The sequence below is a fragment of the Marinobacter sp. SS8-8 genome (assembly GCF_030540945.1).
Taxonomy (GTDB): domain Bacteria; phylum Pseudomonadota; class Gammaproteobacteria; order Pseudomonadales; family Oleiphilaceae; genus Marinobacter.
Genome location: NZ_JASSVN010000010.1, coordinates 1 through 18,912 on the forward strand (window position 1 = coordinate 1; position 18,912 = coordinate 18,912).

At 60.4% G+C, this 18,912-nt stretch carries 10 protein-coding genes and 1 pseudogene; all 11 read right to left on the reverse strand.

What is annotated here, in order from left to right; genetic code table 11:
• Positions 1–391 (reverse strand): annotated as a pseudogene (locus tag QPL96_RS11275) (DNA ligase); the annotation flags it as partial.
• A gap of 61 nt (positions 392–452) precedes the next feature.
• On the reverse strand, positions 453–1,421 hold the full coding sequence (locus tag QPL96_RS11280) for a hypothetical protein (protein WP_303287474.1): 969 nt from the start codon (positions 1,419–1,421) through the stop codon (positions 453–455).
• Positions 1,422–1,427: 6 nt separating this feature from the next.
• A complete protein-coding gene (locus QPL96_RS11285) occupies positions 1,428–5,117 on the reverse strand; it encodes a hypothetical protein (protein WP_303287475.1) in 3,690 nt (1,229 codons plus the stop codon).
• Positions 5,114–5,728 carry a DUF4123 domain-containing protein gene (locus QPL96_RS11290; protein WP_303287476.1) on the reverse strand — a complete coding sequence of 205 codons (615 nt, stop codon included), beginning with the start codon at positions 5,726–5,728 and terminating at the stop codon, positions 5,114–5,116. Before QPL96_RS11290 ends, QPL96_RS11285 begins: the two co-directional genes overlap by 4 nt.
• Positions 5,728–7,842 carry a type VI secretion system Vgr family protein gene (locus QPL96_RS11295; RefSeq protein WP_303287477.1) on the reverse strand — a complete coding sequence of 705 codons (2,115 nt, stop codon included), beginning with the start codon at positions 7,840–7,842 and terminating at the stop codon, positions 5,728–5,730. The genes QPL96_RS11290 and QPL96_RS11295 overlap by 1 nt, the downstream gene beginning before the upstream one ends.
• Positions 7,843–7,949: 107 nt before the next feature.
• Positions 7,950–11,543, reverse strand: coding sequence for a type VI secretion system membrane subunit TssM (gene tssM / locus QPL96_RS11300; protein ID WP_303287478.1), 3,594 nt, complete (start codon positions 11,541–11,543; stop codon positions 7,950–7,952).
• Between the two features lie 32 nt (positions 11,544–11,575).
• The gene (gene tssA, locus QPL96_RS11305) at positions 11,576–13,012 is read right to left on the reverse strand and encodes a type VI secretion system protein TssA (protein ID WP_303287479.1); all 1,437 of its coding nucleotides are present in this window, start codon (positions 13,010–13,012) and stop codon (positions 11,576–11,578) included.
• 34 nt (positions 13,013–13,046) lie between these two features.
• Entirely contained in the window at positions 13,047–13,694 is a 648-nt protein-coding gene (gene vasI / locus QPL96_RS11310; RefSeq protein WP_303287480.1) for a type VI secretion system-associated protein VasI, read from the reverse strand.
• Positions 13,691–15,262 (reverse strand): sigma-54-dependent Fis family transcriptional regulator, encoded by a 1,572-nt coding sequence (locus QPL96_RS11315; RefSeq protein ID WP_303287598.1) that lies wholly within the window; start codon positions 15,260–15,262, stop codon positions 13,691–13,693. The genes vasI and QPL96_RS11315 overlap by 4 nt, the downstream gene beginning before the upstream one ends.
• A gap of 178 nt (positions 15,263–15,440) precedes the next feature.
• Positions 15,441–18,074, reverse strand: coding sequence for a type VI secretion system ATPase TssH (gene tssH / locus QPL96_RS11320; protein ID WP_303287599.1), 2,634 nt, complete (start codon positions 18,072–18,074; stop codon positions 15,441–15,443).
• Between the two features lie 10 nt (positions 18,075–18,084).
• The gene (gene icmH, locus QPL96_RS11325; protein WP_303287481.1) at positions 18,085–18,912 is read right to left on the reverse strand and encodes a type IVB secretion system protein IcmH/DotU; all 828 of its coding nucleotides are present in this window, start codon (positions 18,910–18,912) and stop codon (positions 18,085–18,087) included.

Genomic DNA, 18,912 nt, shown 5'->3' on the forward strand with positions numbered 1-18,912 from the left:
CAAAAGTGGCCTCCTTGTCCGGAAGATCAAATACCATGAAGCGAATCTTCCGCCACTTGTTATCCTCCGGAACCACCTGACGCACCGCCCCCGATAATTCCGCAAAACGGCCACGCCCCATCCAGAGCTCGCCGTCTAAGGGGTGCGCTGGAAACCCTTTGGTGAACCACTCGGGCGCCCGGTACTCGTGACCGCCACGGGAAAGGAATCGCTCTCCGGTCCAGTAGGCCCGCACCCCGTCGAGCTTTTCACTGACCCAGTAGCCCTCCAGCGGCATACCTTTTTGGTAAACGTTGGCGAGTGTGAGCTTTGGTGGTTCCGCCCAAGCCACGGGGGAAGGCAAGAGGGAAGGCAGCACCAGAAGCACGGTGCAAAAGAATCGGGAAAGCATGGCAACTCCTTTGCTCTACTGGGCCAGATAGTTCGTTCCGGCCATGATGATCAACAGGGCGTTATTCGTTTCCGCAGGTGCTCCTCACCTTCTCCGGGAAATCCTCACGAATGCGGGTATTTGTGTTCCGTAGTCGATCCCGATGGGTTTGCTCGTGGTTCTTCCGCCAGGATTCCGGGCTCATCTTGCGCCATTTGAAGGGGTCTCGATCGTTGCGCTGGTCCCACGCCCGGGTGACCGGGTCCCGTGGTCGGAAAGGCTCGAAGATGGGCACATCCGGTAAGGGCCCGGTTACATCCATGAATTGCTGAATCATGTCCCAGTAAGCATACACTTCCTTCGGGTCTGTGGCGTCGGTGAGCAGGCCCTTCATCCACAACTGGTGCTTGCTGTAGCGGTGCTGGAGGACCAGGTTGAAGTAGCGGCCACCACGACCCGAGGGCGTGTGGACCAGGTAGGCGTCGAACTCCACGAAGGGCGCCTCGAACACCGACTTGCCCTGCTTGATCCGCACCAGTCCTTCCCGGCGGTAGAGGCCCGTGGGGTTGGCCCGCTGGCGTTTATCGGTGAGGTGGGCTAGAAGGAGGCGGCCGTATTTGCCGCCGAAGTAGCCTATAGCCACAAGTAAATAGGGAATTTTAAATGTGTTGTATAGCCTTTGGGCCCCTTCAATGGTTGGATCTGTAAATAGGGCGGTAAGAATTAAAACAACTAAGGGAAACAGGGATGCAAAAAAACCTACCGCTACAGTCATGTACAGAATATACAAAAAGCCCTGCAGACCACTCAGAAAGCCTTTACTGATCGAATACACCCTCTCACCCCAGGGAAAGCCATCCTCCGCATCGCTCTCACCCTTGAACAGGCCGGCATAGGCCAACTGCACTTCCATGGTGTTCGGCATCACCGGGTTCTGGCCGCCTCCCCATGGCAGGCGCTGAAACGCCTTGTCCATGTCCGGATGCCCCCCTGCCGGCTGGGTCGGAATGTCATCAGAACGGTAGGCGGTGTCTTGATAGATCTCGTTCATACCCTATTAACTCGTAATCGTAAGCCAGCGAGGCGTATCCCCGGCGGGGTCTGGGTCATCCACTGAAGGGGTCAATGACTGGCTCATGCCACTGGCGGGCAGCAGGCCGCCGTTGCCGATTGCGATCTGGACCTTGGCCCTTAGCGTTTCGAGGGAACGAAAGCGTCCCATTCCGCGCCAACTGGGTTTGGGCACATGAAACCTCAGCATTTGTCGCTCGGCATCGTAGTAGATAAACTCCGGGTTTAGTGGCTTCACCTTGCTGCCATGATTCCAGGTTTTCCAGAAATGGGCCTTGAACTGTTTTTCGGGCCTGTCCGCCAATGCAAAAGCAGCAGAGCGGACGGTGATAACGTGCCCCTCAGTGCGCTGGTTCTCCAGCAGCCAGACTTTTTCCTCCTCAGACAACTGGCCCCGGTCATTGAACTCGGACAGGCTGCCGCTGTTACCGATGAGTGGGAACAGGGCGCTTACCAGGAACTGGAAGGCATCCTCCGGCTGATGGTGTAGGTGCTCGAACTGGCTGGCTGGCACCACCGTGCCGAAAGGCCCGTTCTTGAGCCAGGTTTCCAGAGCATCATCGGTACGAAAGATAGCCCATGCCAGGGCGGCCAATGCAACGATCAAGGCAACGGCGGCCAGGGCCGCCGTGAAGGTGATACCCAGAATAGGAACCACTGCGGTCCCTGCCCAATGGGAAAACATAAAAATGCCAAAGCTGGCTGCTGAAACGAAGTACCCAGCAGCGGCGTCAGAATCATTGGCTTGCAACCTGTGCGCACCTTCCCAGAGGGACAGTACTACTTCCAGGGCTGCGCCAAAGACACCTGCGAACTTGGCGATTGACATCAAACGGTCCGCGAACAGGCGCTGGGCCACCGACCTGAGGGTGCGGTCACTAATCTTGTCGACATCCACCCGGACCCTAGTCAGCCAGGCTAGGCGAGATTCCCTGGCTAGGTTCTCGGCTTCCGTGAGGTGGCCCAGCCAATACATGAAGTTAGCAACCCCGTAGGTAACCGTGGTCATTTCTTTGATCGGAACACTACTATCAAAGGAAGTGATCATTGCTTGCGTACTATTGATAATGTTGAACCCAAACAACCCCAACATCCCCGGCGGCGCCCAACGCATCAGCGCGCTACTGGAGCGATTTGTAAACTCCCGCGACATTCTCGCGGCCACGCTGTCCTTATGGGCCAGGAACATCTCCACCTGCACGGAAGCGGTCGCGGCACTGCCCTGGATGCCCGCCACCGAGGTCGCGTTGGCGAGCATTCGACCGTTGCCGTTACGAATAATGGCGTAGTTGCCCTTCATACCTGGCCCCACCCGGTTGACGACGCCCCCCTTGGGGCGGACGATTTGCGCACCGTTGACCCTTTGCAGCGCATCGTTGATCGCGTCGTCCGACAGCCTGCCAATACCGGCTGCCTGGTTCCCAAAGCGGATACCGAGCGGAACCATCTCCGGGTTAGGGTTTGGCATCGTGGGGTTGGCATGACCGAGAATGAGGCCTCCAAGGAAGGGGTTCCCCAGTTTCATGTACCCCACTGGAACCTGCAAGGTATCCGCTACCTGGTATATCGGACCATTGCCGGCTCCCCGCAGCATCGCCCGCTGGGTGTACAGGTAGAACTCACTGCTAAGATCAGCCATCAACTGGCCCATGGTGGTGTAGGAGTACGTCGCCCACTGGAGCAGTTCAGGGTCCGCCATGGTACGGATATTTTCGTAAATGTTTTTCCGTTCCTGTTCGCTCAATTCGTACTGCCCCCGGAGAGCTTCTGGCAGGTCACTGGCCTCAGGCCGTTGAGCTTGCAGCCATTGCAGAAGCCCCGGCCGGGGTTTGCCGGAGCCGTCGTTCGGTTCCGGGCCTTCCGTCCGTTCTGATTCAGGTTCGGCCTCCGTCGCCAGGAAAACGGATAAACCGGTTTGTCCTTTGGCCAGTTTCTTGATGTATTCAGCCCCCGCCTGATCGCGATCGGCCTCCCGATCTCTGGCAACCTTATCCGTCAGTGGGTCAAAGTGGAACACCGAGGTTTCCAGGTGGGCGAGCAACGGGTTCAAGGTCTGTAAGGCGATGGGGTAACGCAAGCCATTAAGTGCAAATAGGTCGTTGAACACGGGCGTTGCGCGGTTGTCCAGCAATTCGATCCGCCGCTGGATCAGCTCATAGCAGGTAGCCCGGCAGGCCTCGCGATCCTCTTTCCGCAGCGCTGCGTCGAGCTTGTTGGTGTCAACGGCCTGTCGATAGTCGTCGAAAGGGCCACGTTCATAGCCTTTGTGATCGAAAATGGCCGAGTGCACCAACATGGCACTTTTGAAGTGGGGGTGTTCCTGAGCGGCCTCCGCAACGACCGAAAGATGGGTGAGGTGCAGACTGGCCTGGTGGGTGAGCCACTCCAGATCGAACAGTATATCGGGCAGCGTAACGGCGGGTATGTGCCGTTCCCTGAGATCTGCGAGCCGGTCTTCCTCCTCGCCAGCTGCCTTCAGGCGGTTGCGAACCTCATCCAACAATGCCTTGCGGGCGGCCTGGGATGTATCCGTAGACTCACCTGCCTCCTGAGCTTTCTGCGGGCCACCGGTCTGGATTCGCCAGTCGTCACCAATCAGTTCATCTACCCAGCGCGTCAGACCACTGGCAAACTCAGCCGTTTCTGAGGCTTTGCAGGCGAAGCCGTCCATCCGCTCCAGCTCTTGCCGGATATAGTGCAGTACGGTATTGTCATGCTCCAGGCCCGAACCCTCCAGATCCTGCGCTACAAGAGCGGGGTCAGCGGCGTCTTTTTCACGGTTAGGGTCTCTGCGGCGGCACGGAGAAACCTGGCTCAAGGATAGCCAACCTGCGCCAGGGTCTTTTTCAGGCCCGAACCGACGCCGATACTCATACCCGTCCAGCATCTTCAGGTTTTCACAGCGTGACTGGCGACGATCGTTAATAGCGTAAGCATCGCGCTTGCCGTAGGCGGGGATGCCTGTCAGCTCTCTGTAGCTGGAGGGAAGATTGATAATGTCCTGACCGGACTCCAGTGACTCAATGTATTCCCAGCTCCATTGCTGCTCGGACCAGGCCAGCTCCACGTCGCCGACCGTCCACTCTGCCTTTCCCACCGCTTGAAAGCGTGCCGGTACCCAGAGGGTGTCCAGTACCACGCCAGCAGGCTCTCGTTCGTCCACCGCAGAGGGCCCCTTATCTTTGGCAAGCTGGCGCCAGTGGGCAAGATCCACATCCCGCAGCTTGCCATTTTCGTCAGAGTGGAGCTCACGCCATAGAATGCCCTTCCAGAATACATACAGGTAACCGGCGCGAAGTAGCGCGTGGCCGGAACCCCCTTGCATTCGAGGCATGCGTGCCAGCGGGTATATTGGGAGCAAAAGGTTTGGCTGGGTACGCGGGGAAAGCCGGGTTGGGCGAGGCTCATCGAGCAGGGGCAATCGCAAGTGCCCGCCCTGCTCTCTTTCAACAGTCAGCGTCAGAGTGTTATCAAAGCGTTCGGCATCATCCACGTCGTAGTCGCACTCATATCGCTGATGCCATCGCCGCTGGGTCATGGAAAGTGTACAGGCAGCTTCGCCGTTTTTCTCCAGAACCAGCCCGTAGCCGGGGTGAATATCCGTTCCCGCCACTTCAACATAGAGCTTGCCGGGTTCAGTGCATGGAGCACCTGCCGAAATGCCTAAATCTGTCACCGGTGGGTCTCCTTCCAAGTCCTTTTGGCCGCGAGGCCCTTTTGGATGGCTCCTTGCTTGGTGCTATCCAGTGTCAGCCAGCCATCCTCTGGCGGTTGGCAGTCGGGCGAATAGTCACCTGGTCGCTTCCCGACTTTGATCTCGTTCCCTGTCAACCATAGCCAACGTTCGATAGGCCCATGAATCATGGCGCGTTCGGCGTCCTCAAGGGTGTCGTACATGGCGCTCATGATCCATGAGTCGTAAAAGCGGAAAAACGCCTCGCCACCTCCCTGAACTCGGACCGATATCAGAGTGCGCAGGTGGCTGGCGACTCCGGACAACTCCTGCCTCGACCCGATCAGCGAGCCTGCCAGGCCGGGAAAAGAATCCCGCCAATGGCTGATCCAGTTGCCGGGCTGGTCGAGCGTCAGCAACACCGGCCCCACCTCTGCCAAGGCCGTGTAGGGACCCAACTGGTAAATAGACAACCACGCCGGTACGGGAATGTAGGCGTATATCAGCTCAAGCGTTTTGTAGTAAGGGTCAGCGCCCTCAAGAATGGCATACCAGTTCAGGTCGTCGCTGAAGTCAACCTCTGATGCGGCCTCTCGCCGCCTTGGCGTTTGCATCAGGAGCGCCCCCTGCAGTGGCAATTTTCAAAGGCACAACTGCCATCTGGCTGCTCCATGCACTTGTCGACCAGAGCCATATCATCGGTTGCTGCCAACGCCAACAGCTCTATGGTTTCATCGGCCTTTCCGATGGGCCGGAATGGAGCTTCCGCCAACAGTGCCGGCGCCACAGCCCCACCATGCTCATCCACCAACCCCGGCATCTCCGGCATCTGAACTTTCTGCCCACTCCCTTTCCCTGGTGAACCGCCGGCGTTCAGTTTGATGGCGGCACCGCCCATGGCCACGCCGCTGGGATCAATCTTGACAAAGCTACCACCGGCCTTGAGGGTGATCTCAGCACCCGCTTCGATCACGGCTTTCTGGCCCGCCTTGATGTGCAGTTCGGTGCCGGCATCGCTGAGCCAGGCGGTGCCCGCCTTCAGGTGCAGGGTGCCGGTGACGTGGAAGCTGTGGTCCTGACCGGTTTGCACGCGCCTGTCACCGTCCACCGTGGTGTGGGCATTGCCCTTGATGTGGGTCTTGCGGTGGTTGTTCACGGTGAGGTGGCTGTCATTTTTGATGACTTCGGTGCGGTTGTTTTCGGTGAGCAGATCCAGGTCTTTCTGGGCGTGGATGTAGATCTGCTCCTGGTCTGCCTCGTCTTCAAACCGCAGCTCGTTGCTGCCCTCGCCCTTGTGGGTTTTGGTCTTCAGGGTGGTGCGGGTTTTGTGTTCTGGCAGCGCACAAGGCGGCGTATTGGTGGCGTGGTAGGTGCGCCCCGTGATGATGGGCTGGTCCGGGTCGCCGTCCAGGAAAGAAACAATCACTTCGTGGCCGATCCTCGGCAGTGCGGTGAAACCATACTGGCCGCCGGCCCAGCCCTGACTGACTCTGAGCCAGGCACTGCTGTGTTCGTCGTTTTTTGCGTACCTATCCCAGGGGAATCGCACTTTCACCCGGCCGTACTGGTCGCAGTGGATTTCTTCGCCTTCCGGGCCGGTAACCACGGCCATCTGGGGGCCATCCATCAGGGGTTTGTGTTCGCACAGAGGCCGCCAGACGTGGTCTGCCGGGACGGCGTTAAAGTGGTTGCCGTAGCGAGTCGGTTCACTGCCACCCTCTTCTTCAAGGGCCTGGGGTTGGGAGCCGGTATGGGTGATCGCCGTGAGCAGCCAGTCCCGGTTCATGGTTTCGTCGTCATGGTCAGTCAGCGGCACTCTGGCGCCAGGCGCAAAATCCGGGCGATTGCTTTCGCCATTGGCGGTGCTGGCGTCGCTGCGCAGGGCCTCCAGCCTGGCTTCGGTGAAAGGTCGGCCGCTTGCGTCCTGTTTGAATCGACCAGGGTAGTCGAAATGCTGGTAATCCTCCCGGTGCACCAGCTGATTGCCGGACTGTTCATGCATCAGAGCATAGGCTGGGTTGGTGAAGGTGTAATCTTTCATGACGACCGAAGCGGGACGCACCCGCTCTCGGTACGCGAAGCGAAAAACACAAGGTGTCCGGGTATGGGCCCCTGCTTTGCCGTTATAGGTCGCAGGCTCCAGCCGTGGCGCGTCGCCATGGTGATCGGCAAACATCAGCGCCGGTGGATTCTGACCATCCAGGCTGCCGTGCTGGTAGCGGTAATGCCACCCTTCCTCGGCCGCCAGCCGTTCGACAAAGGCCAGATCGCTTTCCCGATGCTGGACGCAGTATTCGCGCTCCTGGGGGCTGCGCTTGAGATCAAAGACAGAATCGACAATCCCCCGCTCCTCAAGCAGGGTGCGCACAATCGCGTCCGTACTCTGGTTCTGGAAAATCCGGCTGTTGTGCATCAGCTCCAGGCGCCAGAGCGGCGGCCGGATAACCAGTTCGTAGCGGGTGCGCCGATGGCCGGAATCACTGCGGGCAAATTCGCTGACCACACCGGTAAAGCGCCGCAGCGGTGCCCCGTCTCGCCAGATCACCAGATCCACCGGTTGCTCCAGTACATCGGGAGCGCCAACGGAAGGATCGGTGCTGGCCAGATTAAGACGCCCCTGGAACAGCTCCGATAGCCGTTCAGTCAGTGCAAAGCCGACAACGGAAAAGTGATCAGAGGGGAGTTCGCCAATGGTGGCGGTAAACTGCAATCCGCTTGCCTGGGGCATGTCTTCGGTCCCTGAAGAAAAAAGAAAGAAAATCCGGGCCTTCGCACCATCCTGTGCGAAGGCTCAGTCCTGATAAAAACGTCCTGCTTTCACCAGAAAGCGCTAGTTTAATACAAGCTGCGGGGTATGCGGTACCCCGCCAGCAGCTGCTTTGTGAACGGGTTGGTGTTGCTGGCCGCATGAAGACGATAGCGCATCTCGCCGTCGTCAACCCGGAACCGGACATCCACCGCGCTGCTGCTCACGCCGGTAATATCGGCTCGATCAAGCAAGCGGAACAGGGCCCAGGGACCGCTTTCCGAGAGGCTGCGGGGTGACCGGTTGACCTGGACCGGAACCAGAGTAATGCGGCTCTCCACAGAGTCCCGGAGGGTATTGGGCCAGACCAGCGGAATACTCTGGCGCGGGCCGTGGCTGAACTCCACCAGTTGCCCATCCACGTTGACCACACTACGGCGCTTGTTGGATGAGAGATTGAGCGGCTCCAACGCGAACTCCACATCCAGGGAGCCTCCGCGGGTGAAGTACGCCCTGCGAATTCGGTCTGCGTTTTCCAGGGAGGCCAGGACATCACGGCGCACCAGTCCGGCACGCCGGGCATCGCCCACCTGTTCGGGGTGATCCTCGAGGAACAGTTTCAGGTTGTCCTGATAGAAGGTGTCCAGTGCGCCACCAGGGGCGAAGAACTGTTCAAAGTCCTGCAACGCGACATCGCGCCCGGAATCAGGATTGAACGGATAATGGCGTGCCAGATTCTGCTGGAAGGGCTGGTATACCTCCCGGTACCACTCACGCTCCAGCTGTGCCACGGCCTGATCCAGAACCACCCTCCAGCTTTCCGTCGCCAACCGGGTCAGGAGCCGGTTCAGGGGCTCCGGCTGGCTGCCGGCCATGCGCTGCAGGGTAAAGATTGGATCGGCACCCTGTAAGCCCATTCGGGCCCGGGCGGCAGCCAGGGCGGCCTTGCCTTTATCTGGCGCTTCCTGGATGTTGCGCATGTATTCGTGAAGCTCACCGACCACCATCATGACCTGTTCGAGCCCGGTTGGCTGATCGCCATTTTTCCGGGTCAACTGGTTGAGGTCCGCAAACTGCCGCTCAATGTCCTGCAGCATGCGAAAATGGGGCGACTGCTCAAGAAGCTCCCGGGCCGCGGCATTCTCCCCTTCCGCCGAGGGAACAAGGCGCGTGTTAAGGCGAACCTGTCCAAGCAGGTTTGCCAGGGGTTCGTGCCCGCTGGTCAGGCTCTCAAGAATACGTACGCCGTGGTTCAGGTCCTCAAACCGCTGAATATCTATGCGGCTGAGTGCGGTGCGCCAGGCCTCTGCATAGTGCTCTGCATAGAGTGTCTGCAAACTGGCCAGCAGTTCGGCTTCGTCCGCCTTGCTGAATTCGACATTGTCCCTGCGGCCCAGCACCCAAGCATCCACCAGGGCCAGATCCGTTACCGAACCAGACTTGCGCAGGAACCATTTTTCCAGACCGGCCCGGGTCAGCAACGCAGGAATGATCAAGGGGCCCTCATCCACCACGGACCCGGATTCTGCCGGCTCGCCATACTCATCCACCCGGGTGAACACCGCACTGAATGCTGGCCCGGATGCCCGGGCCAGTTCCAGTGGAGCCCGGAATTCCCGTTCCGCTTCGGCTTCCAGATCCCGGTAAACCCGGTCTGGCGTGGCAATCCGGCCAAGTTCGTGCTGCGCCCACTGAACGCTGCTGCGAAATGGCGCCAGGGTCATGTCGGCGACGGCATCGCCCTGACGGGTCAGCTGTGCCAGGTCGGTATGGGCCATGGCATAGTCCAGGTGACCCAGTAACCTTTGCTGCAATTCACTCTGGCCGGGAAACGCCTGCTGCCAGTATTCCTGCATATAGCGGGTCACTATGTCGTCCCGACGACCACTGGCATCATAGAGCATTCGCAACACCCGCAGGTGCTCCAGGCGCTCAGTGCTATTGTCCGGTGCCCGCCCCATCTCGGCCATCACACCAAACATCAGCGCCGGCAAATACTGGTAAGCCAGCATATCCAGATAGGATTCCTCCACTTCGGGCCCGACCTTGTGGCCACGGTAAAGCCCCATGTCGCTGAGAAGCGGCCACTTCCGGCGATGATCACCAAAGGCCAGAGTCGCCTCGCGAAGCTCGTCCAGGGGGCCGAGCAGGTTCCGGCCGGTGGTGTCCGGTTCGAATCCCACCGGTTGCCAGTCGTCGAGGAACCCCTGGACGCGGGCTTCAACAGCGGCAGCCGCCTCGGCATTCTTGATAAAAAAATGCTGCCAGCCGACGGTCATGCCCACACCAGCGCACACGGCCACCACGGCGGCCACGGCCAGCCGGCGCTGCCGGGTCTGAACCACCCTTCGGTTATCACCGGCAAGGCCGGCCTCCGGATAGATGATTTCCGGGAACAGTGCCCGGGTGAACAGGCTGGCTGACTGCCCCGCCCTTTGAGCAGGCTGAATGGGGCCAGTGATCTGGTAGTTGGCGGCAGCGGCCGAGACAAACGCATCCTCCGGCACGCCCTCCTGCAACACCGACGTGAAGTAGGTGCCGCGAACCATCGCTGGCGTCGAGAACGCATCCGCAGACAGCAGGTCAGTCAGGAAATATTCCAGCACAGGCTTCAGGCCGGCCAGTTGACGGGTGAACGAGTAGGCCGCCGCCCGTTCCTCGGCGCCCCGGGTATTGGCCAGGACATCTGGCAGACGATCAGTGAGGCGCTCAACCATGGCTGTGTATCGGTCGGCGAACTGGTTCAGCCAGTCGTCGTTATCCGGCTGGCCTTCGAGACTGAAGGTAAAGCCCAGGACCTGTTCCTTGTCCTGCTTGCTCAGGGTTCGCACCAGCGGGCCAAAACCGTAGAGCAGGTCCATCTTCGTGAAGGTGACATAAACGGGCAGACGCGAGCCAATCTGCTCCATCAGTTCCCGCAGGCGCGTGCGCAATAGCATGGCCCGGTCCCGCCTCTGGCCGGGGCCTGCCACGCTGAGACTGGCCAGATCAATGGCCAGCACCACCCCGTTCAGTGGGCGCTGTGGGCGATTCCGTTCAAGCCAGGCGATGAAATGATTCCACAGGCGCTGCTGGATCTGCGCGCCGGCACCCTCGCCGTTGCTCTGACTAAGCAGTTCACCATCCGGATCGATAAGCACGCCTTCATCTCCGATCCACCAGTCAAAGCCGAAGGGGTTGCGATCAACCCGGTTGTTGCGGGTTACGTTGGTGAGCGTGTACGTCTGCCCTGAACGCTGAATCAGGCTGGTCTTGCCAGCATCCTCAAGCCCCATCACCAGATACCATGGCAACCGGTAAATGCCTTTGCGGCCGGGAAGGTTGCTTTTCAGGGCTGCCAACTGCCGATCCAGCAGGCGCTGTTGCTTGCGCTCCATGGGCAGAATCGGATCTTCCTGCTCCTTCTGTTCTTCGGCCTGCTTAACGTTCACCTTACGCAGGCTGCGCGCCAGCATCATGCCCCACACCATGGCGACGACCAGCACAACGCCCAGGGTTACCAGTGCCCGCATCTGCCAGGCCGCCAATGGAAACTCACCATTCAGTTCCCAGCGCGGTCCCAGCCACCAGGTGGCCACCAGCAAGGCAATAACGCCCAGTGTCAGGGTGACCGGGGCTGCGTTTTTGAGGTATGGCAGAAGCCAGCGACCGATGAGTAAAGCTTTTCTCCACATGGTGTCCATTCCTGCAGTGATTCCTTGGTGTTTTCCGGGGATCAGCCCAGCTTCTCAAGCTGCCTGATCAGGGCTGGCTCCCAGTCCTCAAGAGCCAGCCCCCGGACCTGCGTTTGCAGGTCCTGGATTTGCTGAATTGCCAGTGATTTCAGGCCCGCGTCTTTCATCAAACGAGCGCTGGCAAGACGCCAGTAAAAACGGTCTCTTGGCTCCCTGGCTTCCGCCAACCCATCTTCCAGAAGTTGCATCGCGGCAGCCAGCCCCTTTTGCGCAATCAGATCCCGGGCCTTGTCATAAGCCTGCTCCCAGGCGTTGGCGCTGCCGGAAGAACTGCCGGTGACCGGTGCGGACCAGAGCCACTCTTCAGCGTCCCGTGAGAGGAACGGGGTGCCATCGTTGAAGGTGAGCTCCGGCAATTGGTCAAGCCGCTCGACAAACTGCTTTACCGAAATCCGGATAGCTTCAGAGCAGGCATGGTGGCCCAGTGCTGCAGCGACCCGGGCACTCAACCAGTGCCCATCAAGCCAGAACGGGCTGACCGACAGGCTCTGCTCGATCTTCTGCCACAATGCCAGGTCCGCCGACTTTTCCAGGGCTTCCCGATAGTCAGCCACGCGATCAGCGCTGACGGCGGCAAGATCAGTGCGCTTTCCGTCCCGCGTCGGTGGTACCGTGGTGATGTTCTGCCAGATAGCGTACCGGCGAATCTGGTACCCCAGTGGCTGATCCGGCCCCGTTTCCGTGAGCATGTCCGCGACTTTCAGGAAGCTCTGGCGGGTTGCCCGCTCGTCGCCCGGGTCCAGGGTGAGCGAACCCAGGGATGGCCTTGACTGGGCGGGCTTCTGGTCCGGTGCCTTAGTCTCTGAATCCTTGCTGGCCCGCGCTGCCGCCGGACGGGTCTCAGGCGCTGCCGTGGCATCATTGACCCTGGGCAGCTTTTCCACCGCCCGCCTGAGATCCCGCAATGACTCCTCCGGCAATTCCCGGCCAGCCGCCTGGTCCATCAGCCGGGACAGAAGATCCAGGCAGAACTCGCGGCCGTCGCCAACACTGCCATCGAACGCCAGGCTATCCACACCCCTGCCGGCGCGCTGGAGCATCTGGGTAAACATCATCTTGCGGGCCCGCTTGCCCTTGTCCCCGGGGTAGGGCCAGGCCTGCTGCCACCATCCGTCCAGAACCCGATGCAGCAGGTACAGCGACAAGGCGAACCGTTCACCGTCGCCACCACGCTGCAGGGCGATCAGCAGAAAGCCAAGCACTTTCAGGTCCTTGCTGCGGTCCGAGAGAATCGTCAGGGCAGCGCTTTCGACCTTGCTCCAGTCAATGTCGGTATGGGCCAGCGAACCCACCTTCATGATCTCGTTTTCCAGATATTCGAGCGTGGCATCGTCTCCGAGTGCCTCGCCCACGCCCGAATCGCCGGGCAATGGTGAGACAACCTGTTCAACATAGGGATGTTGCTCAATGATCTGCATGTTTCTGTCCTGACTTTCTTTATTCAGCCTTGGTTTACCAGCCACAGGTCTCGCGTAGCGGTTTGATCGCCCGGCGATATCCCGTCAGATCAAACAACAGGCCATGGATGCGGCTGTTGGGCGATTCGATGCGGGCCTCTGTGCCGTCGATCATGGCCTTCACGGTGCGAATGGCCGGCAGTCCCCGGCCGCCGCTGAGCACAAAACCGTTGTCCCGCACCCGCCAGACGGTCTGCCCCCGGCCAAACCCCAGCCGAACCCGCTCCTCGTCCATCGCCTCTGGCAGCATCAGCGTGAGTTCGGTGATGTTGTTGTGGCACTGCAGGGCCAGCAGAGGCCTGGGAGGCTGCACGCCCAGAGCAGGGACCGTCACCAACTGGCCAGCCGCCCGCCCGGTATCCCGGTAAACCGCGCCGGCGCCAGTGTTTTCCTCGGCAAGGCCGGCATAGGCCTGTCGCCACCGCTCGGATCGCCGTGCATCCGGGGCCGTGAGCACCTCTCGAGATGCCGACAGGGGCGTGCCAAAAACCTCGTCAAAGCAGGCCAGCCGCTCAAGTCGCCGGGGCTCGCCAGCACAGAGTCGGGCATCCTCAAGCGGGTCAGCGCAGGCATTGGAGATCACGAAAACCAGCGCCAGTGCCGCAGCAACGCGACCGGTGAATCGCACTTTTCGGGGATTCATGACTCTGTCACCTGGTACTTGAGGCATTTGTGGGCCAGGGTCCGCTTTGGCAGCCCAAGGCTTTCCGCCGCCTGGGCGCGGTTGCCACTGTACTGGCGCAGACGCTCGCGAATAATCGCCGCTTCAAAGGCCTGTGTCGCTGCTTTCAAGTCGCGGATCTCTTGCATGGCGGGCAAATCCATCGAGCCGCAGTCTCCGGCATCCGATGTTGCCGCATTCCAGCCATGAGGCTCTTCAAACAGGTCATTGAGCCGGAGGACTTCCGGCTGGATATCATCCCCGCCCGGGGTCTGCAGGCAGGCCAGTTCAATGATGTTGCGCAGCTCCCGAACGTTGCCGGGGAATTCGTATCCGGCCAGCAGATGCAGGGCATGACTGGAAATGCCCATGGGCCCGCTACCCTCACGCTCGGTATAGAGCCGGATGAAGTGACGGCTCAGGGCTTCGAGGTCGTCCGGGCGCTCCCGCAAAGGCGTCACGCGCAACGGAAACTGGCTCAGACGGTAAAACAGGTCTCGACGGAAGCTTCCGTCTTCGATACCCGCCTGGAGCGGCTGGTGGGTGGCCGCTACCAGGCGAAAATCCGAATGCTGTTCCTCACGGGCGCCCAGCGGGCGGAACTGACGGCTCTCCAGCACCCGGAGCAGCTTCGACTGCAAACCCACGGGCATGTCACCGATTTCATCAAGGAACAGGGTGCCGCCATTGGCCTGAGCCAGAAGACCCTGTTTGTCCTGATCGGCACCGGAAAACGCGCCTTTGCTATGACCAAAGAGTTCGCTTTCCAGAAGGGTGTCCGGGATGGCGGCACAGTTGACCACCACCATGGGGCCTGCGGCCCGGTCGGACAGTTCATGGATACCGCGGGCGACCACATCCTTGCCGCACCCGGTTTCCCCCTGCACCAGCACGGACAGCTGGCTGCCAGCGGCCCGGACAATCTGGGCCCGGAGCCTGGTCATGGCTTCAGAGTTACCCACCAGGGTTCGGGCCAGTTGTTCGCAGCGGGTGCGCACCGTTTCAGCGTCGTGCAGGTGGTCCAGTGAGCGCTTGAGCAGGCGACGCTGCCAGACCTGGTCACGGCTCTGTAACCGGGTAATCCATTGATGAACAAGCAGTTGCCGGAGGCCACAATACAGGGGCTGGCCGGTAATGCCTTCCCAGTCGGGTTCGTCCCGGCAGAGAACGAGCAGGCCGAGGGTTCGGCCATCTTCACCGGTGAGGGGCTCGATCCACAGGGAGCGGGGGCGGTCGCTGGCCTCGAACAGGGCCTGGAAGCCGACGTGGTCCAGGCGGTAACTGGCAGCACGGGTAAGTTCACGGGCTTTGCCGGTTTGCAGCACGTGGGCAAAGGGGTGGCTGAAGTCGCCGCAGTCGAATTCGCCGTGTTCTGCCAAATCGCTGCAGTGCAGGGTTCGGCCGCTGAGGTCGAGTTCGAGTGCCCAGCAGCGGGTCAGGCCAAAGGCGTTTTCGAGCTGTGTTGTGGCGGTTTTCAGCAGATCCGGCAGGTTGTCCTGCTGGATCAGGGCCACCGCCAGGTCAATGCCGGTGTGCAGTTCCATCTGCATCCGTCCCATGGTTCTCTTCCCTAAGATTTTTATGCTTTTGTGTTCGCCGACCGCACATCGTGGGGTTCTGCTTTCCAAAACACGCCGTGAATACGTCCCTGTAGGCTCCGCTCCGCCATCCATGGCTCCGCAGGGTTTTGGAAAGCAGAACCCCACGCTGCGCTACTTTGGAGTGGCCCTAAACCACCATTCCCGTGAATCTGGCATCTTCAACACCCAACGTCACCTTTGTAACCGGCTCCCTCGCCGCCAGTTTCTCCAGCAACGCAAGTGAAACAGGCGGCAACAACTCACCCTCTATGATCGACTCAAGCATCCTTGCGCCATTTTCACTTCTTGTCGCACGGTTTCGAATTGCCTCGATAAGCCCTCCTTCCAGTTCCACCTCGGTGTGGTAGCGGACCTTGATCTGGTCTGCCAGGCGCTGGAGTTTGTCGCCAACGATTCGGTTGAGGGTTTCCTCGCCAAGAGGCAGGTAGGGCACCACTTCCATTCTTGCCAGCAAGGCCGGCTTGAAGAAGCTGGCCAGTTCCGGGTACAGGGCTTCTTCCAGGCTGGCCTGAGACCCGGCGTAATTGATGATGGTCTGGTAGCCGAGGTTGGAGGTGAGGAAGAAGACGACGTTTTTGCAGTCGATCAACCGACCTTCGCCGTCGGCCAGTTCGCCTTTGTCGAACGCCTGGTAGAACAGGTTGAGGACCTCCGGATGGGCTTTTTCGACTTCGTCGAGCAAGACCACGGAGTAGGGTTTCTGGCGGATGGCTTCGGTGAGGATGCCGCCTTCGCCAAAGCCCACGTAACCGGGAGGTGAGCCGATCAGGCGGGAGACGGTGTGTTTTTCCTGGTATTCGGACATGTTGATGGTGGTGAGGAACTGGCGGCCACCGTAAAGCAGTTCGGCCAGTTGCACCACGGTTTCGGTTTTGCCAACGCCGCTGGGACCCACCAGCAGGAAGGCGCCCATGGGGCGGCCGGGCCGGCGCAGGTCGGCGCGGGCGGTGAGCAGGTGCTGGTGCAGACAGTCGATGGCGGTATCCTGACCTTTGATGTGGGCCTGGAGGTACGCCGGCAGGTGAGTGATCTTTTCCAGTTCGTCGGTGGTCATGCGATTGACCGGGATGCCGGTCCAGTCAGCAATGACCTCGGCCACCTGGCGGGCATCAACGCGGGCATGCACCAGAGGTTCGTCGGCCTGGAGTTCGGTCAGTTCCTGCTCGATGGCGGCGGCCTCGCTTTTCAGGTCCGGACATTGCTCATCGTCCATTGCCGGCTGATCGTCACTATTCAGTAGTTCAGACTCTTCACCGGCAAGCAGTTGTTCACGAATCTCCACCAGGCGGGCCACCAGCTCGCGCTGGTCGTTCCAGCGCTGTTCCAGAATGTGCGATTCGGCTGTCAGCTCGGCGATGTGCTGGTCCAGTGCCGGTTCACGCTCGCTGTCGACACTCTGGCCGAGGGCGCGCTCGCGGTTAAGCAGTTCCTGTTCCATGGCCAGTTGCTGCAGTTCGCTGCGCACGTGACTCAGGCGCCGGGGCGGGGTGCTCAGGTTCAGGCTGACCCGGGCGCAGGCGGTATCCAGGACGTCAATGGCTTTATCCGGCAGTTGGCGGCCGGCCAGGTAGCGGGCAGACATTTCGGCCGCGGCTTTCAGGGCACTGTCAGCGACCAGAACCCTGTGGGCTTTCTCGTAGACACTACGCAGGCCACGGAGGATATGGACGGCTTCACCGGGGGTTGGCTCGTCCAGGGCCACCGGCTGGAAGCGGCGGCTCAGGGCCGGATCTTTTTCGAAGTATTTCTTGTACTCGCGCCAGGTGGTGGCAGCGATGGTCCGCAGCTCGCCCCGGGCCAGGGCCGGTTTCAGCAGGTTGGCGGCGTCGAAGCCGCCTTCGCTGTTGCCGGCACCGATGAGGGTATGGGCTTCGTCGATAAACAGGATGACCGGTGTGGCGGAGCCTTTGACGGCTTCGATCACACCTTTGAGCCGCTTTTCGAACTCGCCTTTCACCGAAGCACCGGCCTGCAACGCTCCCATATCCAGGGTCCAGAGCTCTACCTGTTTCAGACGTTCTGGTACATCGCCGGTAACGATGCGCAGAGCAAGGCCTTCTACCACGGCGCTTTTACCCACACCAGCGTCCCCCACAACGATGGGATTGTTTTTGCGGCGGCGGCAAAGGATGTCGATCATCTGGTCGATCTCGGCGTCCCGACACACCACCGGGTCCAGTTTTTCTTCCCGGGCCAGTTTTGTGAAGTCGGTGGCGTAGCGTTTGAGCGGGTCCAGATCCGCGCCTGCCACCGATTGTCCGGGTTCCTGCCCGTTCAGTTCCGGCCGCTCTGCGGAGCCCTCGGTGAACTGGTCAAATCGCTTGCGCAGCTGCTCGCGGTTAATGTCCGCCAGTGCCTGTGTCACCCGGGGCATCAGGTAGCGGTCGGCGTTCATCAACAGGGCCAGGAATACGGCGCCGGAGCGCAGTTCTGTGTGGCCCAGTTCGGCGGAGGCCAGCAGCCAGGCATCCTGCACCAGTTCCACCAGCAGCGGTGAGAATGACGGATAGGCCTCAGCGGTTTGCGCTTCGCCGTTCAGGCTGTCGCCCACCCTTGGCCGAAGTTGCTGATGATCAATGCCGGTGTGCTCCAGAATCTGGCGCACATCGGAAAACGGGGTTTCCAGCAGTTTGAACAGCAGGTGCGCCGGGGTAATCTCGGCACCCTGGCGGCTGATGCATAGAGCGGCGGAGGCTTCCAGCGCCTGGCGTGACATGTCGTTGAGGCGCCCGATCAGCGCCGGCAGTTCTACCCGAATCACGTTGATGTCCTTATTTCGGTAGTTGGTCAAGTACGCGCAATACGTCCGTGATGCGCTCGTTCAGTGCCATGTTATACAGGGCGTAGATTCCGGCCATGGCGGCCACAAACAGACCTGCAATCCCCCACACGGGCATGCCGCTACGCAGCCTATTGCGGGCTGGTGTTACGTTGGTTCGGGCATCCGCCAGGGGGGCATGGTCCTGCAGCTCTTTCAACGCGTTCAACTGCTCATGCAGGCCACGGACAATCTGGTCGTATTCATCCCGGCCGTTTTCCATAACCTTGTACCGGCCCTCGAAACCGAGACAGAGGCAAAGGTAGATAAACGACAGCATGTCGCGGTAGCGGGCCGGTTCCTGCTCCATCCGGGCGAGAATGGCAAAGACCTTTTCCCCACCCCAGGTTTCGTTGTGGAAACGCGATAGCAGGGAATGCTGTGACCAGACACTGTGGGCGCCCCAGTCAGTCCCCAGAACTGCCTCGTCAATGAAGGCGCAGAGAACGTACCGGTAGGCCACAACGACCGGCCGGTCATACCCCTGCTCAACCAGTTCCCGGTCAATGGCAGCGATCTCATCCACCACCTGCTGATAGAGGGTGTCCACCGCGCGATACTCTGCCAGCCTGCGTATCCTGATAACCAGACCAAGCAATGGCGTCGCGGCATCGATCAGGCGGTTGTGTTCCAGCCCTCTGAGCTGGAACTGCTCATCAACCTGGCCCTCCCTGCTGCCCTCAGCAGCTCCCTGGCTGTTGGCAAACATCAGGTCACTGAACGCACCGCTGCCGGACTGCCTGCTGCCACTGGGTAAATCCATTACCTGTGCATCTGCCAT